General features: G+C 37.1%; 21 protein-coding genes and 1 pseudogene. 8 read left to right on the top strand and 14 right to left on the bottom strand.

The annotated features are described in order from the left end of the window. Positions 1-25 precede the first annotated feature (25 nt). On the bottom strand, positions 26-892 hold the full coding sequence (locus tag IPM92_12390; protein MBK9109131.1) for a sigma-70 family RNA polymerase sigma factor: 867 nt from the start codon (positions 890-892) through the stop codon (positions 26-28). A gap of 232 nt (positions 893-1,124) precedes the next feature. On the opposite strand from IPM92_12390, the gene IPM92_12385 reads away from it, so the two are divergent. Further along, entirely contained in the window at positions 1,125-1,499 is a 375-nt protein-coding gene (locus IPM92_12385; protein MBK9109130.1) for an activator of HSP90 ATPase 1 family protein, read from the top strand. A 152-nt stretch (positions 1,500-1,651) separates the two neighbouring features. Here the strand turns inward: IPM92_12385 and IPM92_12380 are convergent, their stop codons facing one another. Beyond that, the gene (locus tag IPM92_12380) at positions 1,652-2,443 is read right to left on the bottom strand and encodes a class I SAM-dependent methyltransferase (GenBank protein MBK9109129.1); all 792 of its coding nucleotides are present in this window, start codon (positions 2,441-2,443) and stop codon (positions 1,652-1,654) included. Between the two features lie 4 nt (positions 2,444-2,447). Beyond that, positions 2,448-3,224: an enoyl-CoA hydratase/isomerase family protein gene (locus IPM92_12375; GenBank protein ID MBK9109128.1), complete on the bottom strand. Its 777-nt coding sequence runs from the start codon at positions 3,222-3,224 to the stop codon at positions 2,448-2,450. Between the two features lie 168 nt (positions 3,225-3,392). Here IPM92_12375 and IPM92_12370 point away from each other — a divergent pair, with 168 nt between their 5' ends. Continuing rightward, complete coding sequence (locus IPM92_12370) at positions 3,393-5,792, top strand: choice-of-anchor B family protein (protein ID MBK9109127.1); 2,400 nt, start codon at positions 3,393-3,395, stop codon at positions 5,790-5,792. Between the two features lie 8 nt (positions 5,793-5,800). Here IPM92_12370 and IPM92_12365 read toward each other — a convergent pair. Both IPM92_12365 and IPM92_12360 read right to left on the bottom strand, forming a co-directional pair. Beyond that, a pseudogene (locus IPM92_12365) lies at positions 5,801-6,426 on the bottom strand (response regulator transcription factor). Between the two features lie 11 nt (positions 6,427-6,437). After that, entirely contained in the window at positions 6,438-8,432 is a 1,995-nt protein-coding gene (locus tag IPM92_12360; protein ID MBK9109126.1) for a hypothetical protein, read from the bottom strand. A 200-nt stretch (positions 8,433-8,632) separates the two neighbouring features. Between IPM92_12360 and IPM92_12355 the strand changes: the two genes are divergently transcribed. Beyond that, positions 8,633-10,006, top strand: coding sequence for an aminotransferase class I/II-fold pyridoxal phosphate-dependent enzyme (locus IPM92_12355; protein MBK9109125.1), 1,374 nt, complete (start codon positions 8,633-8,635; stop codon positions 10,004-10,006). 873 nt (positions 10,007-10,879) lie between these two features. Then, positions 10,880-11,419, top strand: a complete 540-nt coding sequence (locus tag IPM92_12350) for a helix-turn-helix transcriptional regulator (protein ID MBK9109124.1) — start codon at positions 10,880-10,882, stop codon at positions 11,417-11,419. Positions 11,420-11,454: 35 nt separating this feature from the next. Here IPM92_12350 and IPM92_12345 read toward each other — a convergent pair whose 3' ends face one another. The 8 genes from IPM92_12345 to IPM92_12310 all read right to left on the bottom strand — a co-directional run bounded on the left by IPM92_12345 (position 11,455) and on the right by IPM92_12310 (position 21,350). Next, the gene (locus tag IPM92_12345) at positions 11,455-11,793 is read right to left on the bottom strand and encodes a cupin domain-containing protein (protein ID MBK9109123.1); all 339 of its coding nucleotides are present in this window, start codon (positions 11,791-11,793) and stop codon (positions 11,455-11,457) included. A 333-nt stretch (positions 11,794-12,126) separates the two neighbouring features. Then, positions 12,127-14,151: an outer membrane beta-barrel protein gene (locus IPM92_12340; GenBank protein ID MBK9109122.1), complete on the bottom strand. Its 2,025-nt coding sequence runs from the start codon at positions 14,149-14,151 to the stop codon at positions 12,127-12,129. Between the two features lie 12 nt (positions 14,152-14,163). Then, on the bottom strand, positions 14,164-17,733 hold the full coding sequence (locus IPM92_12335; GenBank protein MBK9109121.1) for an Ig-like domain-containing protein: 3,570 nt from the start codon (positions 17,731-17,733) through the stop codon (positions 14,164-14,166). 211 nt (positions 17,734-17,944) lie between these two features. Beyond that, positions 17,945-19,009: an AI-2E family transporter gene (locus IPM92_12330; GenBank protein MBK9109120.1), complete on the bottom strand. Its 1,065-nt coding sequence runs from the start codon at positions 19,007-19,009 to the stop codon at positions 17,945-17,947. A gap of 197 nt (positions 19,010-19,206) precedes the next feature. Continuing rightward, the gene (locus IPM92_12325) at positions 19,207-19,605 is read right to left on the bottom strand and encodes a hypothetical protein (protein ID MBK9109119.1); all 399 of its coding nucleotides are present in this window, start codon (positions 19,603-19,605) and stop codon (positions 19,207-19,209) included. A gap of 6 nt (positions 19,606-19,611) precedes the next feature. After that, on the bottom strand, positions 19,612-19,971 hold the full coding sequence (locus tag IPM92_12320; protein MBK9109118.1) for a hypothetical protein: 360 nt from the start codon (positions 19,969-19,971) through the stop codon (positions 19,612-19,614). A gap of 145 nt (positions 19,972-20,116) precedes the next feature. After that, on the bottom strand, positions 20,117-20,362 hold the full coding sequence (locus tag IPM92_12315) for a YtxH domain-containing protein (protein MBK9109117.1): 246 nt from the start codon (positions 20,360-20,362) through the stop codon (positions 20,117-20,119). Between the two features lie 307 nt (positions 20,363-20,669). Continuing rightward, a complete protein-coding gene (locus IPM92_12310; GenBank protein MBK9109116.1) occupies positions 20,670-21,350 on the bottom strand; it encodes a PorT family protein in 681 nt (226 codons plus the stop codon). Between the two features lie 378 nt (positions 21,351-21,728). On the opposite strand from IPM92_12310, the gene IPM92_12305 reads away from it, so the two are divergent. From IPM92_12305 to IPM92_12290, 4 genes are all read left to right on the top strand, one after another. After that, positions 21,729-21,914, top strand: coding sequence for a CsbD family protein (locus tag IPM92_12305; protein MBK9109115.1), 186 nt, complete (start codon positions 21,729-21,731; stop codon positions 21,912-21,914). Between the two features lie 75 nt (positions 21,915-21,989). After that, the gene (locus IPM92_12300; GenBank protein MBK9109114.1) at positions 21,990-22,442 is read left to right on the top strand and encodes a hypothetical protein; all 453 of its coding nucleotides are present in this window, start codon (positions 21,990-21,992) and stop codon (positions 22,440-22,442) included. Between the two features lie 508 nt (positions 22,443-22,950). Then, complete coding sequence (locus IPM92_12295) at positions 22,951-23,151, top strand: general stress protein CsbD (protein MBK9109113.1); 201 nt, start codon at positions 22,951-22,953, stop codon at positions 23,149-23,151. A gap of 164 nt (positions 23,152-23,315) precedes the next feature. Then, positions 23,316-23,567 carry a GlsB/YeaQ/YmgE family stress response membrane protein gene (locus tag IPM92_12290; protein ID MBK9109112.1) on the top strand — a complete coding sequence of 84 codons (252 nt, stop codon included), beginning with the start codon at positions 23,316-23,318 and terminating at the stop codon, positions 23,565-23,567. A 267-nt stretch (positions 23,568-23,834) separates the two neighbouring features. On the opposite strand, the gene IPM92_12285 is transcribed toward IPM92_12290, so the two are convergent. Further along, positions 23,835-24,863, bottom strand: coding sequence for an MCE family protein (locus IPM92_12285; protein MBK9109111.1), 1,029 nt, complete (start codon positions 24,861-24,863; stop codon positions 23,835-23,837). Positions 24,864-24,960 lie beyond the last annotated feature (97 nt).

Below are 24,960 nucleotides of genomic sequence, written 5' to 3'. Positions count from 1 at the left end.
CCTTCAAAGGAAGTGCCTGCTAATTTTAACCCAGGTACTGCTTCAATAATTTACTTCTGGAAGCTGAACGCAGTTTATTAATGGCTTTGTCTTTTATTTGTCGGACCCTTTCGCGGGTCAATCCGAATTTATCTCCAATATCTTCGAGAGATTCAGGATGTTCAACCCCGATCCCGAAATATAGTTTGATTACATCTGCCTGACGGTCTGTCAAAGTCCCCAACGCCCTTTCAATTTCCTGGCGTAGCGAATCTTTAAATTCGAGTTTGGCATCTGTAGCAGGAGTGCTGTCATTTTCAAGTACATCGAGCAATGAATTGTCCTCCCCTTCCACAAATGGCGCGTCCATCGAAACGTGGCGGGCAGCAACCCCCATGGTAGTTTCGACTTCTTCGGTTGGGATTTCGAGCATAGTAGCCAATTCTTCTGCTGAAGGCTCGCGCTCAAATTCTTGTTCCAATTCCGAAAATGCTCTGTTGATCTTATTTAACGAGCCGACCTTATTTAAAGGCAACCTGACAATTCTGGATTGCTCAGCTAAAGCCTGGAGAATGGATTGTCTGATCCACCATACGGCATAGGATATAAACTTAAACCCTCTAGTTTCGTCAAATCGCTGTGCGGCTTTGATCAAACCGAGATTGCCCTCGTTGATGAGATCGGATAATGAAAGTCCTTGATTCTGGTACTGTTTTGCTACAGAAACCACAAATCTGAGGTTGGCTTTGGTCAATCTTTCAAGAGATAATTGGTCTCCCTGTTTGATCTTTTTCGCCAGGTCCACTTCTTCCTCCGGAGTGAGCAGATCCACTTTGCCAATTTCCTGTAAATATTTTTCGAGAGACTGACTCTCCCGGTTGGTAATGGATTTTGTAATCTTTAGTTGCCTCATGAAAGGTATATTAATCTATAATTCTTTACTAGCCAATAATTTACAGAAAGAAAAACGGTCTGGAACCAAATAAGTTGCGAAAATAATGCCATACCCTGATAAATAGGTCTAAATAGATTTAATGTTTTGCAAATAAAAAAAGTTCAAGAATATGACTAAAAATATGTAAACAATTCTAATATTGCCGCCTCATGCTGAAAAAGCACTTTTAAATTCCAATCAAATCCATCAAATGGGAAGAGTTCAGATACAAGTTGAGTTTATGTTCAAATCGTCGCCGGCGACGGTTTACCTTTTCGTAACTCAGCCTACCTGCATGGTTCGTTGGTTTTGCGACAAGGTCGATAATATTGGTGACAGATATACTTTTGATTGGGAAGGTGACCATGAAGAAGCAACTTTAGCCATAGATATCGAAGAAGAATTGGTAAAGTATGTCTGGGACGAGCGCGAGGATGAGTTCCTGCAGTTTCGCATTTATAAAACGGACATCACCAATGAGACGATCCTGGAGGTCACTGATTATTGCGATGACGATGAAGTAAAAGAGCAGAAGGAGCTTTGGGAGGTCTATATCAAGAAATTTAAGACTTTCTGTGGAGGTTGATAAGGATCCTGGTCCTTTTCATTAGTTTCCCTCCGATCTCCCGCATTAGACGCAGAAAAGAGGATCGATGCTTTTTATATGAAATGTTGATATTATTTCATTCATCAGTTTACCCAAAATAAATCAATATTCCTGTGCCTCCCACTGGGAGTTCACTTTTGTATAAGGTAGTAAGCAGCTGTAGTATAATAATTCCTTAGATAGGGAATTGCCGCAAATATGCTAAACAGTATTTTCGGTTGCAGCCCAAATTTGAATTTGTATATGGGATTTGTCAAGTAAAACCTTTTGTTGACAATCGACAATTGGCTTTGCCTGCAAATTTTTTCAAAACGTTCGATGCTGATTCCGGTTTCTTTTATTTCCATTAATTCTTCAAGCACTGCAGGGGCTTGTTTGGTCAGCTTCAGCAATGATTTGTAAAGAAATGCAGGCAACAAATGAACCCAGGGCAATCTGGCAAGCCAGGAAGAGCGACACATCTGCTGATGCCCACCAAATGGCATATTCCAGGGCGGGAATCCAAAAAAAATCACCCCGTCATTTTTTAAAAACCGAGACAAATGCGGAATAAATTTTTCTTGTTCAGGAATATGTTCAATCACATCTTTTAATACGATGACATCAAACAATTCCATTCCATTGTCCTGCGGACGAAGTTTATAAATGTTTTCGTTGAGAAATTGGATTTGTCCCGATGCAACTGCTTCCTGATGATATTCATTCGCAAGTTCGATCCTGCTCTTGTTCAGGTCAATGCCGACCGCTATTGCAGAAATTTCTAAAAAAGCTTTAAGTACCCCAGCTTCGGCACAACCAATTTCCAGAACTCTAAAATCGGGATCTAGTTTTTTAGAAGTTTGGATGAAAGGAATGATAAAGTCGCGTGCTGTGAGATATTGCATCTCAAAATACCGGTCTTTATCTTTATGATATTCGAACATGGAATCAGTTGCCGGTGAAATTAGGCTTCCGCTTGGCTAAAAACGCATCCACCCCTTCCTGGGCATCTTTGGTAATCATGAGATTGCCAAAGGAGTCCAGTTCAAACTCATATCCGGGAAGCTCGTAATCAAAATAAGAGTTCACAATTTTGATGACCTTTTGAATGGCGACCGGGGCTTTGGCTGCAATTTTTAAGATGATTTCTTTAGATTTTTCCAATACTTGTCCTGGTTCAACGATGTGATTCACCAAACCCAGTCTGTAGGCTTCTTCGGCATTGATCATATCACCTGTCATTAGCATTTCGATGGCTTTCCCTTTGCCGATGTAGTGGACCAGGCGCTGCGTACCGCCATAACCAGGGATTAGTCCTAAATTCACTTCGGGTTGCCCAAATCGGGCATTTGTGCTGGCCACCCGAATATGACATGCCATGGCTAATTCGCAGCCACCTCCAAGAGCGAAGCCATTCACAGCTGCAATTACAGGAATATTTAGCTTTTCAATTTCCGAAAAAAGTGCCTGACCTTTTCTGGCAAGAGCAATGGCCTCCTTCCGATTCAGTCCGACAAATTCGGAAATATCTGCTCCGGCTACAAACGATTTTTGTCCGGCGCCGGTGATGATCAATCCTTTTATATTCTCAATATCCCTTTCTATTTGATCAATAGCTTCGTATAAGTCATTGATTACTTCATGGTTAAGAGCATTCATGGTTTGCTCTCTGTTGATGGTCAGGGTACAGATGCCATTTTCGAGTTGGCTGATTACCTCTTTCATATTTTTAAAATAAGCCGCAAATATATTCAGACTGCTGCTTAAAGTATCCGGTTTCCTGAAAACCTGAGAAATGTTTCCAAATTGAACACAATAGTTAGCAGCAAACGTTAATCATTAGAATTTCCAATAAGTTACATCTATTTTTGCCCAAATTTTAATAAAGCCATTATGAATTTAAGATTCCTTTTAATTTTTTGTTGCCTTTCCTCATTCGTCCTGAATGCTCAGGATGGAGACCTGAATATGAAGATAGTTGCCCATGTTCCTGCACCGGAAGGCGGAAGCGGAATCTGGCATTTTGTTGATAGAAATGGAGTTGAATATGCAGCCTTAGGATCGAGAACAGCTCTGGTGGTTTATAGTCTAGAGGATCCTTCAAAACCAATAGAACGATACAGAGCAAGTGGAGTCAACACTACCTGGAGAGAAGTATTCTCTTATGGCGATTACATATACGGGGTCACAGATGCATCTTCAGACGGGGTCATTATCATCAATATGAAGGAAGCTCCCTCTAAAATCAGTCATAAGTTTTGGACGACCAACGTCACTGCAAATAATCAAACCGGTGATATAACGACATGTCATACGGTATTTATTGATGAAAAAGGGATTCTAAGTCTCAATGGTTGTGGCGCCTGGAGAGGGGTCCTGTTTTTTGATTTAAATGTTAATCCTGAAAACCCAAAATTCCTGGGTTCAGAAACCAAAAGATACTGCCATGACAATTTCGTGCGAAATGATACGATGTATTCCTCTGATATATATGAAGGATTGCTAACCATTTGGGATGTAAAAGATCAGCAAAATCCAAAAGAACTCGCTACGATCAATACCCCATTTGCATTTACGCACAATGCTTGGCCATCTGACGATGCTAAATATGTATTCACAACAGACGAGCGCGAAAATGCTTTTGTTGCATCTTATGACATCAGCGATCTTACCAATATTAAACTACTTGATCAATGGCGTCCAAAAGACACCGAAGGTACAGGTGTCATTCCACACAATACGCGATATTTGAATGGCTATCTGATCACAGCATATTATACGGACGGAGTCAAAATCATCGATGCTCATAAACCGGATAATTTAATTGAAGTTGGTTCTGTAGACACTTATACCGGAAATCAAAGAGGATTTCATGGATGTTGGGGCGTAAGCCCTTATCTTCCAAGTGGTACTATTGTTGCTTCAGACATAGAAGGTGGTTTATTTGTCATTCAACCCGAATACATTAGAGCTTGTTACCTTGAAGGTAAAGTCACAGACAGCATCACCAATGAAGTGATTTCAAATGTCTCTGTTGTTTTGAAAACACCCCGTAAAAATGAAGAACAGACCAATTTGAAAGGACTGTATAAAACCGGCTATGCAACGGCTGGTAGTTATGATGTTGAATTTACCCATCCTGATTACATACCTCAAACTGTGAGTGTTGATTTAGAACACGGTGTAGTTACTTTGCGCGATATAAAATTGGTTAAAAGAGCTACTATCATTCAACGCGTTATTGTAAAAGAGAAAGGAAGTTTGCAGGAAATTGAAGACGCTCATGTAAGTATTTTCAATCCTAACAGAAAAGTAGAAGGAACGACAAATGCACTGGGAGAATCAGCCCTAGCGGTGCCACAAGACAACCAGCAATATCAGATCGTGGCCGGAAAATGGGGCTATTTACATGGTGCAAAAGTTTTGGATTCCCAAAATCCACAAGGGGATATAACCATTCTTATCGAAAAAGGATATCAGGACGATTTTTTGTTTGATTTGAGTTGGAATGTAAAATCGACTGCAAGCGCGGGGCTATGGGTGCGCGCTGAGCCACTCGGTTCAACAAGAAACAACAGACCTGTACAGACAGACTTAGATGTACCTAACGATTATGGTTATGATTGTTATGTAACTGGCAACAGCAGTTCAGATCCATCAGGTGACGATGTAGATGGTGGCGCCACTACTCTTACCAGTCCCAATATGGATTTATCTACTTATCGTCAGCCCTTATTAAATTTGGAGTATTGGTTTACCAATGGCGGCGGAAATAACAATCCCAATGACAGTCTGGCTTTTTATTTGATTAACTATGATCAAACGCCGACAGACACCATTCTGTTTTTTCAAACCGATGTAAATGATACCAACTGGAGAAAATTAGAAAAAATAAAAATCAAAGATTTTCTTCAAAACCTAACATCTGTTAGTCTCTATGTAGTAGCCGGAGATTATGATCCCGGACATTTGGTGGAAGCAGCCATTGATGCATTTCTCATAACAGAAGGAGAAATTGTAACAAACAAACAAACAGCACCTTCTATCGCATTTGAGCTTTATCCTAGCTTGTTTTCGGATGAAAGTTACTTGCGCCTAAATGACCATAAAGCAGATATTTTGTACTGCTCCATATTCAATACCTCAGGTAAACTTGTTGAGCAAATGGAAATTCCGGCTCAGACAAGGATCGTAGCTATAGGTAAAAAATTAGATGCAGGAATGTACTATTTACAATTACAAAGCAAAGATGGACGAAGCGGTTTTGCCAAAATGATTAAAACGCAAAATTAAAAACCGGATTATTCATCCAACCATTGATTTTCCATCGCAAAGCGAACCAGGGAGGCCGTGTTGGCGGCCTGAGTTTTAGATAAAAGGTTTTTTCGGTGGCTATCTACGGTATCCACGCTGATGAATAGTTCTTTAGCTATTTGTGGATTCGTCATTCCTTTGGCAATCCATTTTAATACTTCAAGCTCTCGTCTGGTTAATACCGGAAGATTTTTGTCTTTTTCTCTTTTTTCCTGTAGTTGTATATTGGCCTCATGGCTGAGATATTTCAGGCCTTGAGCAACTGAACGAATAGCAAAAGGAGTTCATTTTTATCAGCATTTTTTACGACATAACCATCGGCACCATTATCTATCATTTTTGCAATATAACTGCCCTGATGAAAAGTACTCAGCGCAAGAATTTTCAATGCAGGATATTCATTTTTAATTTCACTGCACAATTCAATTCCGCTTTTTCCGGGAAGGCTGATATCCATTAAGATCACATCACAGATATGTAATCTTAAAAATTCCAGACATTCAGCTGCATTTATCGCATGCCCGGCCCATTGGATATCGGCTTCATTTTGCAATGCAGTCCGAATTCCTTCTACCACAAGGGGATGATCATCGACGATATAAATTCGAATCAAATTCAGGCGTTTTATACGGGTAATGATATATATATTGAAGTACCTTTTTCCTTAGTTGATTGAATATTCAATTTGCCCTTTAGATACTCAACGCGATATTGAATGTTCATCAAGCCCATACTGGATATGGGTTCCATTGTGCGTTCAAATCCTATGCCATCATCTTCAACTGTAATTTCAACATCCGTTTCTGAAAAAACAAGTTGTACCAAAACGCGATGCGCCTGGGCGTGTTTCATTGCATTGGTAACCAATTCCTGGACGATTCGATAAATGTAAATTTCTGCAGTGGCATTCAAGGCCCGATCAACACCCAGACATTGCAATTTAACTGGAATCGTACCGGAAGTTTCAACCGTTTGTGTATAATCAGCAAGCGCTTCGCGCAAACCTAATTTCACAAGCGCTGCCGGCATTAAATTATGTGCCACATGACGCAGTTCCTGTATAGATTTATCCATCAGATGCATGGCATTTTCAAATTTATAATGATTTTCGGGGCTGATCATGAGATGGTCTTTCATATTCATCATTGACAATTTAATTCCGGACAACATACCGCCCAGGCTATCGTGCAACTCTTGCGCCATTCTTCTCCTTTCATTTTCCTGACCTTGCAAAATCGCATCAATAGTTTGAATGTGTTTATTCCTTTCGAGCTCTGAAATATATTGAAGTTGCAGTTTCCTTTGGTTCGTAAAATATTTATATGCCAAAATAACGATGAGCAGCAAACAAATTAAAGTCACAACAAGCAAAGTGTTTAATCGATATTGCTCCTGGATCTTTATTTTTTGTACATCATTATGCTTTTTTAACTGATCAATCGTTCGCGCTTTTTGCTCATGTTGGTAGCTTGATTCCAATAAATTCATATGTTTGACAGCAGACTCTGTCATCAAACTATCTTTCAAAACCAAGGCTGTTTCCAAGGCTAAAAAAGCTGATTTATAATCGTTTTCTATTCGATAAAAAGCAGACAAATTTTTCCACGCAGCATATTGATTCAGTTTATTCTGACTCATCAGCGCTTGTTTCAAATTTCGCTCAGCATATGCTTTTGCCTCCGGGCCATTTCCATCTTGAAGTGATAATTGAAATAAAGCCGAAAGGACTTCACTTACAGAGTTTCCATGTTTGCTTTGTTCCGCATATTTTAATGCCTGAACTAACAATTTTTTCGCAGATCTATGATCCCCTTTTTGTTGAGCTATGATACCCTTTTTTAAATAATAGGAATAAGTCAGATTGAGTTCTGTGCTATCCGGCATGTATCCTTGCATTTTCGACAACATTTCATCAGCTTTGACAAAATTTTGCGCAGACATAAGTACATTTGAATAGCTTAAACACGCTGTCATGAAATTTAATTTAGAATTTAATTTCTCTGCAGTCTGCAAAGCTAACTGCGCATAATACAATGCTTTGTCTATGTTCTCGACATACCTAAAAATATTAACAAGATCTCTGTAAATATATAATGTAAGATCTTCCACATGAACTGCAAAGTAGATTAAGGATTGCTGATAAGCTTCCTGTGCCCGCAAGTAGTCTTCCAGTCGCAAATACAGTTGGCCACGCAATCGGTGACCAAGCGCATTCATTCGGGGACTCGAAAAAAGGACTGCCCATTCGATCAAACTATCGAGATAGAGATGTGTTGTATCGTATTCTTTTTTAGCCAGGTAATAATTCGCATACCAATAATAAGATTTGCAAATACCTACAGGAAAATTTAATTTCCGACTCAGAGAAACTGCCTCATCAACATAAGCTTTGACCTCTATTCTCTGCTTGAGAAAGGTACTTGTTTCATAAACATTCACCAGGGCTATGATCCTATGGGTATCCTGTTTAGGAAACTTCAAAAGATTCTCGATGGCCTTAGTTTTTCTGGATTGAAAGGCACTATCGGCCCATTCTTGCGTATGCACTTGTGCCGTACAAAAGAGTAAACAGTAAATAAAGGAATACGAATAATATTGGCGTTTGTAAAGGCCTTTCATGCTGTAAAGATTTTTATTTATTGCCAATCCTAATAACTTTTCATAAAAATCCCACTTTCAGGGGATTTTTATAATATTGCAGAAGATCCCCTTTTTGGGTGATTTATGCCCTAAAGCCGGGCTTTACTTTTGTGCCGGATTTAAAATCATTTTTTTCCACATTTCTTATTTCATTCTAAAAAATAAATTAAAAGCAACGCATGAAAATCATCGAAAAAAATTCAACCCAGCTCAGCTTTGAAAGCGCCGAAAATAATCTACTTGAATTCTCTACGAGTAATTTTGGCACTATTGATAGTTCAAAGTATTCTCTTCTCGAATGCTTATATGACAAAAGATTAAATCAACAACCCCTGCATTCGAGATTTGAAATATTAAACAGTTACCTGGATGATTTAAAATCGAATCAACTTTTTACATACAAAAGGGTCATGACAACTGGATGCGATGCGCTCGTGCGAACTCAGGATGGAAAAGAAATGATACACCTTGCATCCAATGATTATTTAAATATGTCGCAACATCACAGGGTGAAGGAAGCTGTGGTGAAAGCTGTAAAAGATTTTGGTTTAGGTTCAGGTAGTGTTTCAATGCTTTCAGGAACACACGCAATTCACTCGCAGCTTGAGAAAAAACTTGCAGCATTTAAAGGCGTTGATCATGTCATGTGTTTTTCGTCCGGATATGCTACCAACATTGGCGTTTTAAGAGCGTTGCTAGGTGAGCGCGACGTTGCCATATGCGATATGTATGCACATGCTAGTCTGATGGATGGTTGTGTTTCTACCAACAGGATGATCTTTAAACACAATGATCTAAAGTCTCTTGAACACTGCTTGCAAAAAGCTAAAAATTACAATAACAAAATGGTCATTATCGATGGAGTCTATTCAATGGAAGGAGACATTGCCAAACTTGATGAAATCATTGATCTTGCCCATTCATATGGTGCCTGGGTATTGATGGATGATGCTCATGGCACTGGGGTCGTAGGCGATTGCGGCCGCGGAACCATGAGTTATTTTGACCATCAGTTTAAAGTTGACATTCTCACCGGAACGTTTAGCAAAGCTGTTGGCGCTGTGGGTGGCTTTGTTGGGGGAAGTAAGGAATTGATTTCATATCTCCAAATTGCATGCAGATCTTATATGTTTTCAACCTCGCCTGCTATTCCTGTTGCAGCAGGTGTTTTGGAAGCCATAAATATCATGGAAGAAGAACCGGAAATCATGCAAAAACTCCATGAGAATATCAATTATTTCAGGCGCAAAATTACAGACCTGGGTTTTGTGATTGGAGAAACACAAACTGCGATCATTCCTTTGATCATTGGTGACGATATCAAAGTTAAAACAATGGCCTATCAATTAAATCAATCAGGCATTTTAGTCAATGCAGTTCCCTATCCTGCCGTACCCAAAAAACAGACCCGTGTAAGAATTTCAATCACAGCCAATTTAACGAAGAGTCAAATGGATTACAGCCTTAAGCATCTAGAACGCGTAGGAAAGGAGTTGAACATTATTAGTACTATTTATCCAAAATCAGTTTTACAAGATGCAGCACTTGTGTAAATCATTCAACGATAGCATTTGTAGCTTACTTTTATTAACATCTCCCATTTTATCCGGTTTAACAACCGATTGCAATGCATTGGTATCAGTGAGTTGAATTTCACTTTAACGAAAAATTTATATACCAGGACGCTTTCAAAAATGAAATGGAAGACAAATCCTAAATACTAGCCTATGTTACATATAAACTCAAATCCCCAATTCCTCGTTGCGCCTGCTATTGTTCTTCTGCACATCTTTTAAGCACAATCTGCAGTCGGGTGCATTCAGCTATCGCTTTCAAATGCTTACTTCTCTGCGCTTCGTCAGGTTTTGATAAATTCATATTACCATCAAAATGGGCTTTTTAGATCTGCATTTAGACTTTATATCAACTCACACTCTACGAATCACATTGCTAAGAATGATTCTCACGTCAACTATATCCTCTGTCCACCAAATATTTGAACAAATATCGAACAAATAAAGCCGATAATTAAAGAGCCGGAAAGGGCGGAATTAAGGTTTCAATATATTGAAAATCTGCTTGATTTTCAATATAAATGCGCCTGGAATGATTAAAATGCCTCAATAAATCATTAATTACTGATTTTCAACGAATTAATTGAAATAAATTTGACATTCCGACAAATTTGAAGTAAATTACATCGAAGTAAGAAGATAAGGCATAAATCAATTTGCATATTCTCTCATTTTAAAAAGCACCTGATAGAATGTGCAGATGAGATTTTCATTTCAATAATTGAATACTTCTTACTTTTTCAGATTTCGAAGAAATTCCCATAATCGAATCGTTTAGACCGATTTTGTTTTTTACAAGTATCTATTGCCTCAATTGATACTAAAATTATTATGATACTATACATCAAATATATGGTCAGCCTGCGATGCAAACTCCTGGTAAAGGAAGAGCTCTTGAAGCTAGGACTAAATTATGTCAATGTCGATCTGGGCACCGTAGAAATCCTGGAAGACATTACTGACGAACAAAAGGAAAAATTGAGGATCAATTTATTGCGATCCGGACTTGAATTAATGGACAATAAAAAAAGCATTTTGATAGAAAAGATCAAAAATGTCATTACGGAAATGATTCATTATTCAGATGAATCACCCAAGGTTAATTATTCAGAATACATCAGCAGTAAACTAGATTACGATTACAATTATTTATCCAATATCTTTTCTGAAGTAAAGGGCATAACTATTCAACATTACATCATTTTAAATAAGATTGAAAAAGTAAAGGAACTATTACTTTATGATGAACTTAATTTGACTGAAATCTCCTATAAATTGAACTATAGTTCTGTAGCCCATCTTTCCAACCAATTTAAAAAAATAACAGGACTTTCGCCTTCCTATTTTAAGCAACTTAAACAAAAACGCAAAGGAAATCTCGAAAATCTATAACAGTTTTCCCATAAAAGTATATTGCGCTTTAGTGTTTATTCATAGCCACTTTTTATTACTGTCTGGATCATTTTAAATCTTCCATTGGCTTTTACAAAATTAGGCATATGTGCTGGAATGACGATTGACTGACCTGTTTCCAATACAATAGATTTTTTATCAATTACGATTTCCGCTTTGCCTTCGATTATTTGAACAAAGGTGTCGAAGGGTGAAGTTTTCTCCGTCAAGCCTTCCCCACTATCAAATGACATCACGCTGATATTGCCAGTAGATTTTTTAAGTATGGTTTTAATAACTACAGAATTCGGGACATATTCAATAATTTCAACTGTGATATGGGCAATCCCCTTTTCGAGTTCTAATGTATTCATCATAATAAATATTTTTCAAAACAATTGCTTGGTAATATTTCAAAGGCTCAATTATGAAGTTTTTAAAAGTTCAAATGGTAATTAAATTCATCCAAAATGAAGCGTGTTCAAAAACAGAACTCAAGGTAGGTTATTAATAATAGATAAAGTTACATAAGACAATTTATTATTTATATGCATTACTTGTTTAATAAATCTCATTCCATCATTTACAACTAATTCAAATGAAATTATAATATAAAAATATTGAGTGCTTCCCTGAAAAAAGCTTACCTGATATCATCAGGTAAGCTGTATTAAAATTTATCTTGAAATCATTATCCCAAACATCCATTACAATTTTGGAATAATATCTATGATAACTGTGCGGTTATAAAATCTTTCTTCAGGATATTCATTATCAAAAGGAGATAAATCCTGGTTTTCACCAAATCCATATACTTCAAATGTGACATCCTTGCGATTGGCAAGTATCAATCCCTTTTCAAGTATTCTTAAAACATCATTGGCACGGTCGAGAGATAAGCCAAGATTATGACTGTCGTCGCCGATGATGTCTGTATAACCATGAACCAATAAGGTTGAGTTCTTAGGAATGTTTGGAACCACAACTTCAGCTATATATTTTTCATAAATTTTTATAGTTCTGTAATCGTTGAATTCATAAATGAAACTGTAGCGCATACCTTCCGCATCTTGAGGCGGAGTCCAAAGGACCATGTGTACATTGGCATCTCTTCTCACAATTTTACCATCTTTGGTAACGCCAATCATCGTAACCTTGTAATCACCTTCTGGCCTGTTTCCAAGAATGGCCTTGCCGGGAATGCTTATGCGATCGTGATAATAAGGTCCAAAAGTTTTCATTGCAGATTTATCATCTCTGATTTCTAAGGACCAGGATGAAAAAGAAGTTTGTGCACCTTTTGCATTAAAGGAAACGTAACTATCAAGGGGTGCTTCCTGCACCGCTTTAATTTCTACAGGTTTCAATAAAGAGCCCGGGCCATTTTGGAATTCCATGAGCAATTCAGATGAGGTACTTTCAATGGAAACTCTACGGTCGCCTTCTTTCAACAGTTTCAATTCAAGAGTTGCACCGGGTTGTTCTGATGGTATTTGTGGTTTATCCAAACCTGAAATATTGATTCGAAGCGAGTTGATGCCAAAAATATCAACAAGATAATTTTTAATTTCATTAGCCATCAATTGACCATCTTCTGGGCCTTTTTCAGATGATCCAACAAGCTGAATCGTAGAAGCTGGATTTTTAAGCATTCTGTCTCCAAGAATATTCAAGACATTATAGTACACAACCATTTGACGCTGTGACCTTCCTTTTAAATTTTTTGGAATTTCCAAATCGAGTTGTTCAATTTGAAATGTCTTGGCTTGTTCCTTGTTTAATAAAACATATCTGTTTGGAATTTCATGAGATCCCAGATCGAAAAATACATAATTTCTGATTGGAAATATTTCTCTTACTTTTCTTGCGACAGGAATGTTTTTTGGCGCAACTACGGAGAAACTAACATCTGAATCAAGAATCATTACTTCTGCCGGCGTCGGAATTAATTTTCCCATTCCCAATTTGATGGCTGCTCCAACTCTTAATGTTGAAATATTCCAGGTCTCAATCGATCTGGGTGATTGTCCGAAATAAGGTTGAAAAGAAATAAAAGGCGATAATACAAATTGTGTATGATGGGCCTGCGATGATAAATAAATATCATAAGCTGCACCAATTTGCATTGATACGAGCGAATTATTCACATTGCTAAAATCTCCATTCACATCAGGTGTAGGTTCTTGTTCAGGAAAATCAGGATTTATTCCTAACTCATAGGTAAAAGATTTATCTATGTTAAAAGCAAAACGGGGTCCACCAAATAAATAAAAATTCGAACCGAAGGGTGACAATCTCAAACTGGGTTCTACGGTGACATAGCTCAAATTTGTTTGCAGATCTGCAGGACAATTACAAATTGTGATCACCTGGTCATAAGATCCTTTGCGGCTATCATAGCCAACTTGCAAACCGATTCCCAAAAGAGTTCCGGGACGGTAATATTCAACAAGTGGAGCAAGATACAAAGCAACACTGGTTCCATCGTGAAAGGCAACGGGTGCTCTAAAGTCCGCATTTAATTGCTGTGTTGAGCCCCGGTAGAAATTAAGGTTTGCTCCTGCAGCCACACCAAACAACCAAGAAGGCCTGGTATATTTCAATTCCTGAGAATGCAGCGGTATAAATAAACTGAAAGTGGTTAATAAGATCATCAATATGTACGTACCCACCGACTTATTTAAGGAACGCGGATTTCGCGTTCCTTTAAAAAATATGATTGTTGTTTTCATTGTAATAAATTTTTAAGGTCTGTTAATAATGTTAGTGCTCGTCAAAACTACAGCACCGTTAATGCATAGCATTCTTCCTTCGGCTGTTGCTCCTGAATTCATCGTGACAGAAGTTAATGCCAGAATATTGCCCTGGAATGATGTAAAATCTCCAATAGTAGCAGAGCTTCCAACCTGCCAGAAAATATTATCTGGTTGGGCACCTCCACTTAAAATGATGCTGCCTCCGGCTCCGCCAATACTTGTAAAGGAAGATCCAATTTGAAAAATCCAAACTGCATTCGGATCACCTTGCGCATCTAAAGTTAAATCTCCTGAAGCAATCAATAAGCTCGAAGTTGATTTGTAAATACCTGGTGTTAGTGTGAGACCTCCCTGATCTCCTGATATCAAAACTGGCGCAGGCACAGAAGCACCTTTTGCAAAATTGTAAGCAGCCGTTAAATCATTTTTTGCTTGAATCAACATTGCTGCGACGCCCGGTGGACTCACATCATCTGAGGCAAAAATGGCTCCGTTTACAACAATACCGGGAGGAAAACCAGTAACAGATGCACGAACTCCCGGACTGATCCCAATATCCATATCATGAATTTCACTTTGCCCTGCATTATTAGTAATTCCAACACCTGCTATAATTCCAAATCGCGCAACGGAATTTAAATTAACATAAGGGGCACCTGCAGGAGGTTTGGTAGTGAATGTCCATATATAATCATTTGCCAGTGGAGTTCCAGCAAGGTTTTTTGCAGCAGTCGTGATCCTTGCTGTATACACTGTATTTGGCAATAGATCACCCGTTGGATTAAATGAGGCCGTAATTCCGGTATAAGTTACTACACCCGCAACAGCATTGTTCCCGGCCGTTAGTAGAAAACTAGTTCCATTGATGGTAAGAGGATCCATCGCAGTACTAAAATTTGCGGTGATGGTTTTATTTAATTCAACAGCTGTTGCATTATTTACCGGATCAGTTGAAATAACTGTTGGCGGTATCAAGACTACGGTAGTAAATGACCATACATAATTACTTACCAATGAAATGCCGGCTAAGTTCTTCGCTCCGGTTGTAATCGTTGCCGTATAAAGCGTATTTGCAATCAAGGGATTGTTAGGTGTAAACCTTGCGATGATCCCAGAATAACTTACCACACCACTTACAGGTATCCCTGCATAGCTTAAGGTAAAAGTACTTGAGTTGATCGTAGCAGGATCCATTTGCACACTAAATGTTGCGGCAACTTGTTTGTTCAAAACGACTCCGGTAGCATTATTTAAAGGATCTGTCGAAATCACCGTTGGAGGTATATTTGCTATGGTTGTAAAAGTCCAAACATAATTACTCACTAACGAAACACCTGCCAGGTTTTTAGCAATCGTTGTAATCGTAGCCGTATACAAGGTATTTGCTTTCAAAAGAGCCAGTGGCGTAAAACTAGCAGTGACACCAGAATAAGTAACCAAACCTAAAACAGAATTAGTTCCTTCCTTTAATAAAAAACTAGAGGAATTAATGGTGGTCGGATCCATCGCTGTACTAAAGCTTGCGCTGAGTACTTTGCTCAATGCAACTCCTGTTGCATTATTAATGGGATCAGTCGAAATAACGGTAGGCGGAGGATTTGCGATGGTTGTAAACGACCACACGTAATTACTTACCAGAGAAACACCTGCTACGTTTTTAGCAATCGTTGTAATCGTAGCTGTATACAGCGTATTTGCTTTTAAAAGAGCAAAAGGTGTAAAGCTTGCCGTAACACCGGAATAGCTAACATTACCCAATATGGAATTCACTCCCTCTTTCAATAGAAAACTAGAGGTATTAATAGTGGTTGGGTCCATCGTAGTACTAAAAGTAGCAGTGACAACTTTATTGATTGCAACTCCGGTAGCATTATTGATTGGACTTGTTGAAATTACAGTAGGAGGAGGTATCGTCACTGTTGTAAATGACCAAACATAATTATTCGTCATATTAAATCCTGCAGCATTCTTAACACTGTTGGTTATTGTTCCGGTGTAAACAGTATTCGACTTTAAATTCACGGAAGGTATGAATGTTGCCGTAACACCAGAATACAATAATATACCAGGAATTAGATTGGAACCTTGCTTTATATAAAAATTGTTTGCATTGATTGTTGAAGGATCCATTGGTACACTGAAAGTTGCTGTAATAATTTTGCCCAATAGTACACCTGTAGCATTATTTGTTGGATCGGTAGCAATAACTGTTGGCGGTATATTATTAACAGTTGTGAATGACCAAACATAATCAGCTGCAATTGAAGTGCCGGCAAGATTTTTCACAGCAGTAGTTATAGTTGCTGTGTAAACTGTATTAGGGTTCAGTGGATTTGTGGGTATAAACGAAGCTCTCGTCCCAAAATAATTAACAGTACCTTGGATAACTGTGGTTCCGCTTTTCAAAATAAAACTACTTGTACTAATCGTAAGTGGATTCATTGGTACACTAAAATTGGCAGAGATTACTTTATTCAACAACACACCAATCTCATTATTCACTGGATCGGTACTTATAATTGTTGGAATGACTATAGTACCGGTACTAAATGTCCAGACATAATCATTCTCCATGGCAGTGCCTGCAAAATTTCTAACGGTTGATGCAATCCTTGCCGTATAAGTCGTGTTTGCAAGTAATGGAGTAGAAGGTATAAACGTTGCTGTATTGCCAGTATAGCTAACGGCACCTGACACTGGTGAAATTCCATTTTTTAATGTAAAACTAGATGCTGTGATGGTATTTGCAACCATCGGTTCACTAAACGTAGCCGAAATATGTTTACTAAGTATCACATTCGTTTCATGATCAAAAGGATCAGTACTTATGACTGTAGGCGGCTGAAAAACCGAAGTCGTAAAAGTCCAAATATAGTCACTGACCAAAGAAACACCTGCAAGATTTTTTATCCTGGTTGTTAGAATTCCCGTGTACGTTTTATTGGACTCTAATAAATTGGTAGGTGTAAAAAAGGCCGTATTTCCGGAGTATGAAATCACACCTTCAATTGCATTAAAATCTTCTTTGATTATAAAACTGGTTTGATCTATGGTAGACGAATCCATAGCCATATTAAAAGTTGCGCTGATTACTTTATTGAGTGCTACGTTATTCTCGTTGTTTGCCGGACTTGTTGTAACTACAAGGGGTCCAATAATCAATCCTGTACTAAACGTCCAAACATAATCTGTCTGCAAAGCATTTCCATTTACATCTTTAACAGCTTGCGTGACTCGCCCTGTATAAATCGTATTTTCAATGAGTGGAAATGTAGGAGTAAATGTAGCAATTAGCCCATCGAATTCGAGCGTTCCTGTTAATAGAGAAGGTCCTGAAATCAAAATTGAATTCAGGTTAATAGTCGCAGGATTCATCTCTTCATTAAAAGTAATTGTAATAATTTGGTCGAGTGGCACACTTGTAGCTCCATTCGTAGGGTTTGTGGAGATCACCAAGGGACACAATCCCGCGACCTCGACAAAATCATCCTTTTTGCAACCTGCAGATAAAATAAGCATGATCAGGGTGAAGTTGCTCAATAGTGTTTTGAATTTCATTTTTATAAAATATTTACACCCGCAACTGGCGGGACATGTGCGAAATAATTTTCACATCACAAAATTGTTATAATAAAAATGAAATACTTTACACAACTCTCGAATACTCTTACAGAATTCAATGATTCATAAAATAACTGAAAACAGTTGTTGTAAAATAATTAACATCAATAAAAAATGAAGTAACATTTTGATTTTATGACTTGAAAGATTATTTTGAATCTTGAACATCATTACCCAACAGATATCCCCAGGGTTTAAGTCCATCTACATGATCCAAAATAACTTTTAAAATAGCGGTGATGGGTATGGATAAAAACATTCCGGAAATACCCCACATTGCTGCCCCTAATATAACAACCACTACTGACACCAATGCATTCAGGCGAACCCGTGAGCCTACAATTTTTGGCACGATAAAATTATTATCTATTAATTGAATAATCACATATAAGAGTACAACTGCCATAGCATAGTTGTAGCCTTCCTTGGTAGTAAGCGCTACTACAACCGTTAGTAGTGTGGCGAACATTCCTCCGATATACGGTATAATATTTAAAAGAGCTCCTGTCAAACCTAAAATAATGGCATGCTCAATTCCAAGAGCCCATAAACCCATGATATTTAAAATGGCTACTATGGCTGCTTCAAGTAACAATCCTATCAGATACCATTGGATAATCTTCTTTGAACTATGTAAGACTTCAAATACTCTGACATGACTCTCTTTATGAAATAATCGCTTGATAAACTCAATAAAAAAATCCTTGTAGTACAAGACCATAAATAAATAAACAGGCAACAGGACCATGGTGAATAAAATGTCGCTCATAACTTGCATGAAGGAGCCGACAGCAGATCCCAAGTATACAAAAATATGGTCTTTCGATTTTTGCATCCATTCCTGAATGACCTCAGGTTTTACCTTGAATTCAGTAGAAATCCAATTTAAAATATTCAAACCGGGCTGTTGATTCTTCTCCATCAAAACAGGAATAGAATCATAGATTAAAGAACCCTGTGCAAAGATCAAATACACGATCGCCAATGCTAATAAAATCGTCAGGATCACAACCACACTTATAGCCAAACTCCGGGGCAATCCCCTTTTTGACATCAACTCCACCAATGGAACCAATAGAATTGCTACAATTAAAGCGTATACAAAGGGTACGATGATGTATTGCCCTAAATATAAGGTAGCCAACAATGCAGAAGCACCAATGGCCAAATATGCAAATTTAATATACCCCGGAAATTCAATAATCGGCTTCATAAAGAGATATATTTTCTCGAATGGAAATAAGGTACTGCTGTATGGGGTTTTTCGCCCTTACAATTACCATGAATAGGAAATTCAGATTTCATCTCGACATGCTTATTCCTTAGCATTTATTATCATGTTAAAAGCCTTTTGCTGCTTTTACTGATCAAATGACTATTATTTAGAAATATTATTTTAATTCCGGGAAATTAAACTTTGTGTTCAGGCTTTTTAAACAGACCTTTCATTTTCTGAAAATAGCTATTACCTGTCTCTCTAATGTTATCCATATTGGCGGATGAAATACCGGTCACAGCTAACATTAAGGCGTTGCCTAAAACTTTCCTCAAGTGGCTATGCGAACTTCCCAGCAATACTTTTTTAGAAAAATATCCGGCCGACAAGCTCATCGCCAATCCCAGAAGATCGCCGGTGATAGAATGGTTTTTATAATGACCTGCCACTGCTGATTTCAATAATTGTATAGGATTGACCTTCTCCAATGATTCTTTAGCATAAGAAACCAAGTCCAACCTTGCCTGTTCGCGCAATTTTTCTTTGGCCAATATAGTAGCTTTCAGTTCAGTTCTAAATGCTGACTCCTTCATTTCAATTTACTTATTAAAATACTCCGAAAACAATTTACTGACTGGCTGCAACAAGAGCTCATATAGGCTGTAATAAAAAAAGACGAATATCAAAACATAAATCCCGGAAACGATTAAAAAACCATAATAAGTTTTCCCAAAAAGTTCTCCCAAATAAAAAGCCAAGCCCATACTAAGAAATAAAAGTATCAATAAAATGACCAACATCAAAATCAGCTTTGAAATAATTTTCGTTACCATCAAAGTAGATTTTTCAAGTGCTTTTAGCTTAGATACCTCAATGCTTAAATGGTAATAGCTTTCAGCTTTATTGAAGAGATTCTCCATGATGCTTATTGGATTATCAGCTTCCGATCTTTCATTCATTGTGTTAATATTTGTTACACCCTATTCAAACATTCAATAATTTCAGATATTTTGAAAATTCCAGACATTCAAAATTCAGAAATGATCTATTATTTTATATAAAAGTTCCCCAATTGGAATGTTTGGATCAGCTTTGTTCGAATGATTATTTTGAATGGTTAATACTTACAAAATCAGGCTGCAAGTCATGTGAATCATTTTTTTTCATCCTTTGAAATTGGTCCAACAAATCATTAAATTTCTTTTCGAAGATCGACAGATAATCGTCTTTCGATTGTAACAATTTCGCTCTTGTGGTTGAGCCCTTATCGGGTGCCAATAAAACTCCCAAAGCTACTCCGGCTGTTACTCCCAGTAAAATGCCAAAAATCAATTTTTCATTACTCATTATAGTGATAATTTAAAGGATCTAGAAATATATTTGATGCCTACTTCATGATAGAAATTTAAAAGTAGCTTCATACAATAAAAGAAAAGATGGAAAGGCAGATCAAGTTAAACCTATTTCATACTACCTTTCCAGGATGGTGCTCCAGAGCAGGATTTCTGGTAACATCTATTTCAAACAAAACTGCAATAATAAACATACAATAGCTTACACTTTTGTAATCATATTTTATATATTTATTACATATGAAACTCTTTAATATTATAATTCTTATTTCGATTCTGAACAGAATACAGACTTAAAAACTTCATCAGAACAGGAAAGAAACGCCAATATATCCAGCATAGGATTTAAGATGAGTGCGATCCAGAATGTAATAAGAGTTGGTAACGATATTACTGCTGTTGTCGCTTATATCAATCAAACCAATAACTCCTCTGAATCCCAAACCAAGCCGTAAACTATTGTCAGCCGAAATTCCAAAATCAATGCCAGCTCCGTATGCAAATCCCAAGTCTCCCTTTTTAACAGATAATACCGGAGTAGTGGGGTTTGTTCCATCTCCACCTGTGCTAAGCAATTTACTACCTACATTGATTCCAATTTGAGGGCCAACGACCAGATTAAAATTCACTGCTTCAGATTTACCTGTATTCAGAGATAATAACAGTGGAATGTTAATATATCGTAAGGTAATATTATGTTCACGATCTACCTCCTTATATTTTTGAGACAGCGAACTGTAAATGATCTCACCTTGCAAGCCAACATGTTCTGTAAAATTTACAGCTAATAAAGCTCCAAAACCTAGACTAAACCTTACTTCGCCGGTAATTGAACCTCCGGTCGAAGATTTAAAATCAAACGCAGAAAAACTCGGCATAAATCTTAAGCCGAATTCACCGGATTGTGACCGGCCGATAAAACTAAAAGCCAACAACAGTATTATTAATGATGTTTTATTGATGTTTAATATACCATACTTTTTCATATAAATATTTTTTATGTTTTTCTTTCACAAAAGTGCAACATCTATATTCAGATAACTTACACCTATTCTTTTATTAGTTACAAGAATCACATATTTACACAATTAATAATATAACATATGCCATATGTATGATAGTCAAGAGATTTAATCCTGATCTCCAGACTTTAGTATTTCATCTTCCTATAATGACAAAATCTTTAAGCTATAATCCTGCACTTAACTTTATGAAGTTATATTTCAAAAAACAAAATGTGAGAAAACTGCAATAATTTTCTTAAAATGTATAAAACTAAATTAATAAATCAAGCTGATCTTTGCATGGTAACAACATCGTTATAAACTTTTTCGCAAGTTGCGAAATACACAAACTAAATTATCATGAACACGAAAGAATTAGAAGGAACCTGGAACGAGCAAAAAGGAAAACTCAAATTAAAATATGCCGTATTAACGGATAATGATTTGATGTACGAAGAAGGCAAACGAGACATCATGCTTGGTAAACTTCAAACTATTCTGGGCAAAACAAAGGAAGAACTCAATCAAATTCTTTCTTCACTTTAAATGCAAATCATTGCATTTAATAGATCCTGATTCAACAGCCATCTCATTAATATCTCCATTAATTAACTAAGCCCTATGAAAAAATTGAACTTTAAAACAAAATTACCAATTGCGCTAATGAGCCTCACCCTCTTGCTCTTCATTTCAAACTGTACCTCACCAAGTCAGGATGTAAAAAATTCAAAAGAAGATATTTCCAAAGCTAAGGATGCATTGATCAAGGCTGAAAATGAAGTGGCTGCAGAAATTATAAGTTTCAAAAACAAAAGTCAGCAACAGATCAACGCCAATGAAGAAAACATCGCACAATTAAAAGACAAAATAAAAAATAACAGCAAGTCCGTTAATTCCGCATTCAAGGAACAGCTAGAAATTCTTGAACAAAAAAATACGGCTATGAAAACAAGAATAAACGAGTACAATAACAATGGCAAGGAAAATTGGCAGGCCTTCAAAACCGGATTCTCCAATGAGATGGACCTTTTGAGTCAATCGCTCCATGATTGTATAGCTGATTTGAAAATTTGAATATTAAATTCCCCTTGTATCTTCCGATATTGCACTTAAGCCAATAATATTAAGATGGTTTTCATTTAAAACAATTTCATGAGACCTTAAACTTCATTGGTACATCTTGATAAAATGTATAAGTGAAAAAAATGAAGCCACGCTGACCTGCTAAATGACATACATTGGCAGGTCAGCCTCATTTAAATACATTTAATGCCAATTTAAATTGTAAATCACGAGGATCACACAACGCATCACTTGCAATCTATTGATGTAAAAACGACCAACAGTGAGCATTGTTGAATTATATTTCGAAATTTACAGCTATAATTTATGACAATTCGTTTTCTAAACTATCTATAAGAAGGAGACATTAAATCTATCGATTAAAAGTTGAACGGCAGCAGAAATAAAATATTTAAAAAGCGTAATAAATGCAAATCTTTATACCTCATTTGTAATAATTGATGAGCGAAATACTTCACCTTTGTAAGGTAATAATTCTATTACAAATCAATGAATTCACATGAAAGCACCTACCACAACCCCAACTCCTGTAAAAGCGAGTTGGGCAGATCAAAAAGCCAAACTTAAAGTCAAATTTCCAGCTTTGGTCGATTCTGACCTAATTTATGAAGATGGAAAGAAAAATGAAATGTTGACTAAAATTCAAGTCAAACTTGGAAAAACACCCGAAGAATTAACGGCTATTATTTCTGCGCTTTAATCCTTTTAGAAATCGTTAAATGTAATGTTTAACGATTTTTTTTATATCAGCCTGTTGCCCAACAGTACCTAATCCATCTATAAAAAACCGATCCCCTCATCATAAATTGCGAACCAATCGCTAAATTGCATCGCTCAAAATTTTTGAGCCTTAATTTTAACATCATGGAAGGAATCATTATTAGTTTAATCCTGGGAGCTATAGCTGGCTGGCTTGCTGGTCAAATATATAAAGGTAGCGGACTCGGAACCATCGGAAATATTGTGGTCGGTATCCTTGGAGGAATTATCGGCTACTGGGGTTTAGGCTTACTTGGAGTAAGTCTGGGGTCCGGTTGGATCGGATACATTTTAACAGCGGCTATTGGGGCAATTGCTCTTCTGGCACTGATTAACTTAGTTATGAAAAGCAAGTAATTTGTTTGAATAATTTCAGAGGAAAATAAAAAATTTGATAAACCCATTTGAATCGATCGCAAATCAATCTTTATTGTACTGCGAAGATTTTTTAAATTAATAAAGAGCATTTGATGTGTAATGATTTTAATTTTTTATTTTTCGATCACTGTTATAAACTCTAATTTTATAACAGTCAAATCCAATTTAAATTGAGATGAGTCAAAACTCGTGAATTCAATATGTGACAGGTAAAACTAAATCAATAGCTGCGTACATTTAATAAACTTATTCCTGAGGCTTTTCGTAAGTCCCGCCATTTTTTCCAAATACAGAAATATGCACATAGCGCTTTGGATTTAAGCGGAGATCCTGTAAAAGAAGATCCAGGTTTTTGGTGGTCTTATTTAGATTTTGGTAGAGCGCAGGATCGTTAATTAGTTTACCCAAACTGCCTTGGCCGGAGTTTACATCTGACAAAACCTGATTCAATTGCACAATGGTTTGTTTGCTCTCACTAACTGTTTGGGTGAGTTGCTCCAGTGTTTTTTTACTTTCCTTCAAGGTCTGGTCTGCGGTTTGAAACATTTTGCCGGGATCGGCAGCAGCGATGCCAGCCGAAATTTTATCCAGATTTTTGACCGTGTTTGAAAGGGCATTTGCATTTTGTGCCAGAGCAGCTGTTACGATTTCAAGATTTTTCATAGAGTTCTGCATACCGCCTGTTGAACTTTCCAATAAATGGTTGATGCGAGAAGTTGATTGCGCAAGATTTGCAATGATGACATGAATGTTTTTCACGGTTCCGGCCAATTGCGTATTTTCATTCGTAGCAGCAGTGTCTAACAATTTGTTGAGCCCATTACCAATGGACTGGGTATAATCATTGATTTCCTCTTTGCTGATCATACTCGATAACATTCCTGCGATTTCGCCGGGAATAAAACTCTTATTCGGAAGACAATCAGATAGACAGATGTTTTGATAATCGAGTATTAATGCCTTTCCGCCCATTAAACCCTGGCTTACCAGGATGGCTTTGGTGTTTTTAGGTAGATTCAAATCCCGTTTGACTTCTATCGTCACGAGAATTAAGTCTGCATTTTCAGGATCAAGATTGATCTTGGTCACTGAACCGATTTTATAACCTCTGATAAGTACTGGTGCTGAAGCATCCATTTGACCAATATCTGTAAACCTAATATAATAAGTATTTGCGCGTTCCAGGATATTACTCCCCTTCAAATATTTGTAACCGAAAACGGAAACAATAATCGTCACTAAACTAAGAATACCAACTTTGACTTCGTTTCTCAAGATGAGCTTTTTGTTAAAACAGGCCCAAAAATAGGAAAAAACGCGACAACTATAGCCTTTGTATCGAGCAGCTGAGCTCCTAAAGAACTGTTAATCT

It is taken from the genome of Saprospiraceae bacterium, assembly GCA_016719615.1.
In the GTDB taxonomy this organism is placed as follows: Bacteria; Bacteroidota; Bacteroidia; order Chitinophagales; family Saprospiraceae; genus Vicinibacter.
The sequence above is the reverse complement of the archived record's forward strand: the minus strand, read 5'-3'. Positions and strand labels throughout refer to the sequence as shown.

Bases quoted from the DNA above. Each gene is read 5' to 3' on its own strand.
- IPM92_12390 (MBK9109131.1), bottom strand. From the start codon at position 892: ATGAGGCAACTAAAGATTACAAAATCCATTACCAACCGGGAGAGTCAG.
- IPM92_12385 (MBK9109130.1), top strand. From the start codon at position 1,125: ATGGGAAGAGTTCAGATACAAGTTGAGTTTATGTTCAAATCGTCGCCG.
- IPM92_12380 (MBK9109129.1), bottom strand. From the start codon at position 2,443: ATGTTCGAATATCATAAAGATAAAGACCGGTATTTTGAGATGCAATAT.
- IPM92_12375 (MBK9109128.1), bottom strand. From the start codon at position 3,224: ATGAAAGAGGTAATCAGCCAACTCGAAAATGGCATCTGTACCCTGACC.
- IPM92_12370 (MBK9109127.1), top strand. From the start codon at position 3,393: ATGAATTTAAGATTCCTTTTAATTTTTTGTTGCCTTTCCTCATTCGTC.
- IPM92_12360 (MBK9109126.1), bottom strand. From the start codon at position 8,432: ATGAAAGGCCTTTACAAACGCCAATATTATTCGTATTCCTTTATTTAC.
- IPM92_12355 (MBK9109125.1), top strand. From the start codon at position 8,633: ATGAAAATCATCGAAAAAAATTCAACCCAGCTCAGCTTTGAAAGCGCC.
- IPM92_12350 (MBK9109124.1), top strand. From the start codon at position 10,880: ATGGTCAGCCTGCGATGCAAACTCCTGGTAAAGGAAGAGCTCTTGAAG.
- IPM92_12345 (MBK9109123.1), bottom strand. From the start codon at position 11,793: ATGAATACATTAGAACTCGAAAAGGGGATTGCCCATATCACAGTTGAA.
- IPM92_12340 (MBK9109122.1), bottom strand. From the start codon at position 14,151: ATGAAAACAACAATCATATTTTTTAAAGGAACGCGAAATCCGCGTTCC.
- IPM92_12335 (MBK9109121.1), bottom strand. From the start codon at position 17,733: ATGAAATTCAAAACACTATTGAGCAACTTCACCCTGATCATGCTTATT.
- IPM92_12330 (MBK9109120.1), bottom strand. From the start codon at position 19,009: ATGAAGCCGATTATTGAATTTCCGGGGTATATTAAATTTGCATATTTG.
- IPM92_12325 (MBK9109119.1), bottom strand. From the start codon at position 19,605: ATGAAGGAGTCAGCATTTAGAACTGAACTGAAAGCTACTATATTGGCC.
- IPM92_12320 (MBK9109118.1), bottom strand. From the start codon at position 19,971: ATGAATGAAAGATCGGAAGCTGATAATCCAATAAGCATCATGGAGAAT.
- IPM92_12310 (MBK9109116.1), bottom strand. From the start codon at position 21,350: ATGAAAAAGTATGGTATATTAAACATCAATAAAACATCATTAATAATA.
- IPM92_12305 (MBK9109115.1), top strand. From the start codon at position 21,729: ATGAACACGAAAGAATTAGAAGGAACCTGGAACGAGCAAAAAGGAAAA.
- IPM92_12300 (MBK9109114.1), top strand. From the start codon at position 21,990: ATGAAAAAATTGAACTTTAAAACAAAATTACCAATTGCGCTAATGAGC.
- IPM92_12295 (MBK9109113.1), top strand. From the start codon at position 22,951: ATGAAAGCACCTACCACAACCCCAACTCCTGTAAAAGCGAGTTGGGCA.
- IPM92_12290 (MBK9109112.1), top strand. From the start codon at position 23,316: ATGGAAGGAATCATTATTAGTTTAATCCTGGGAGCTATAGCTGGCTGG.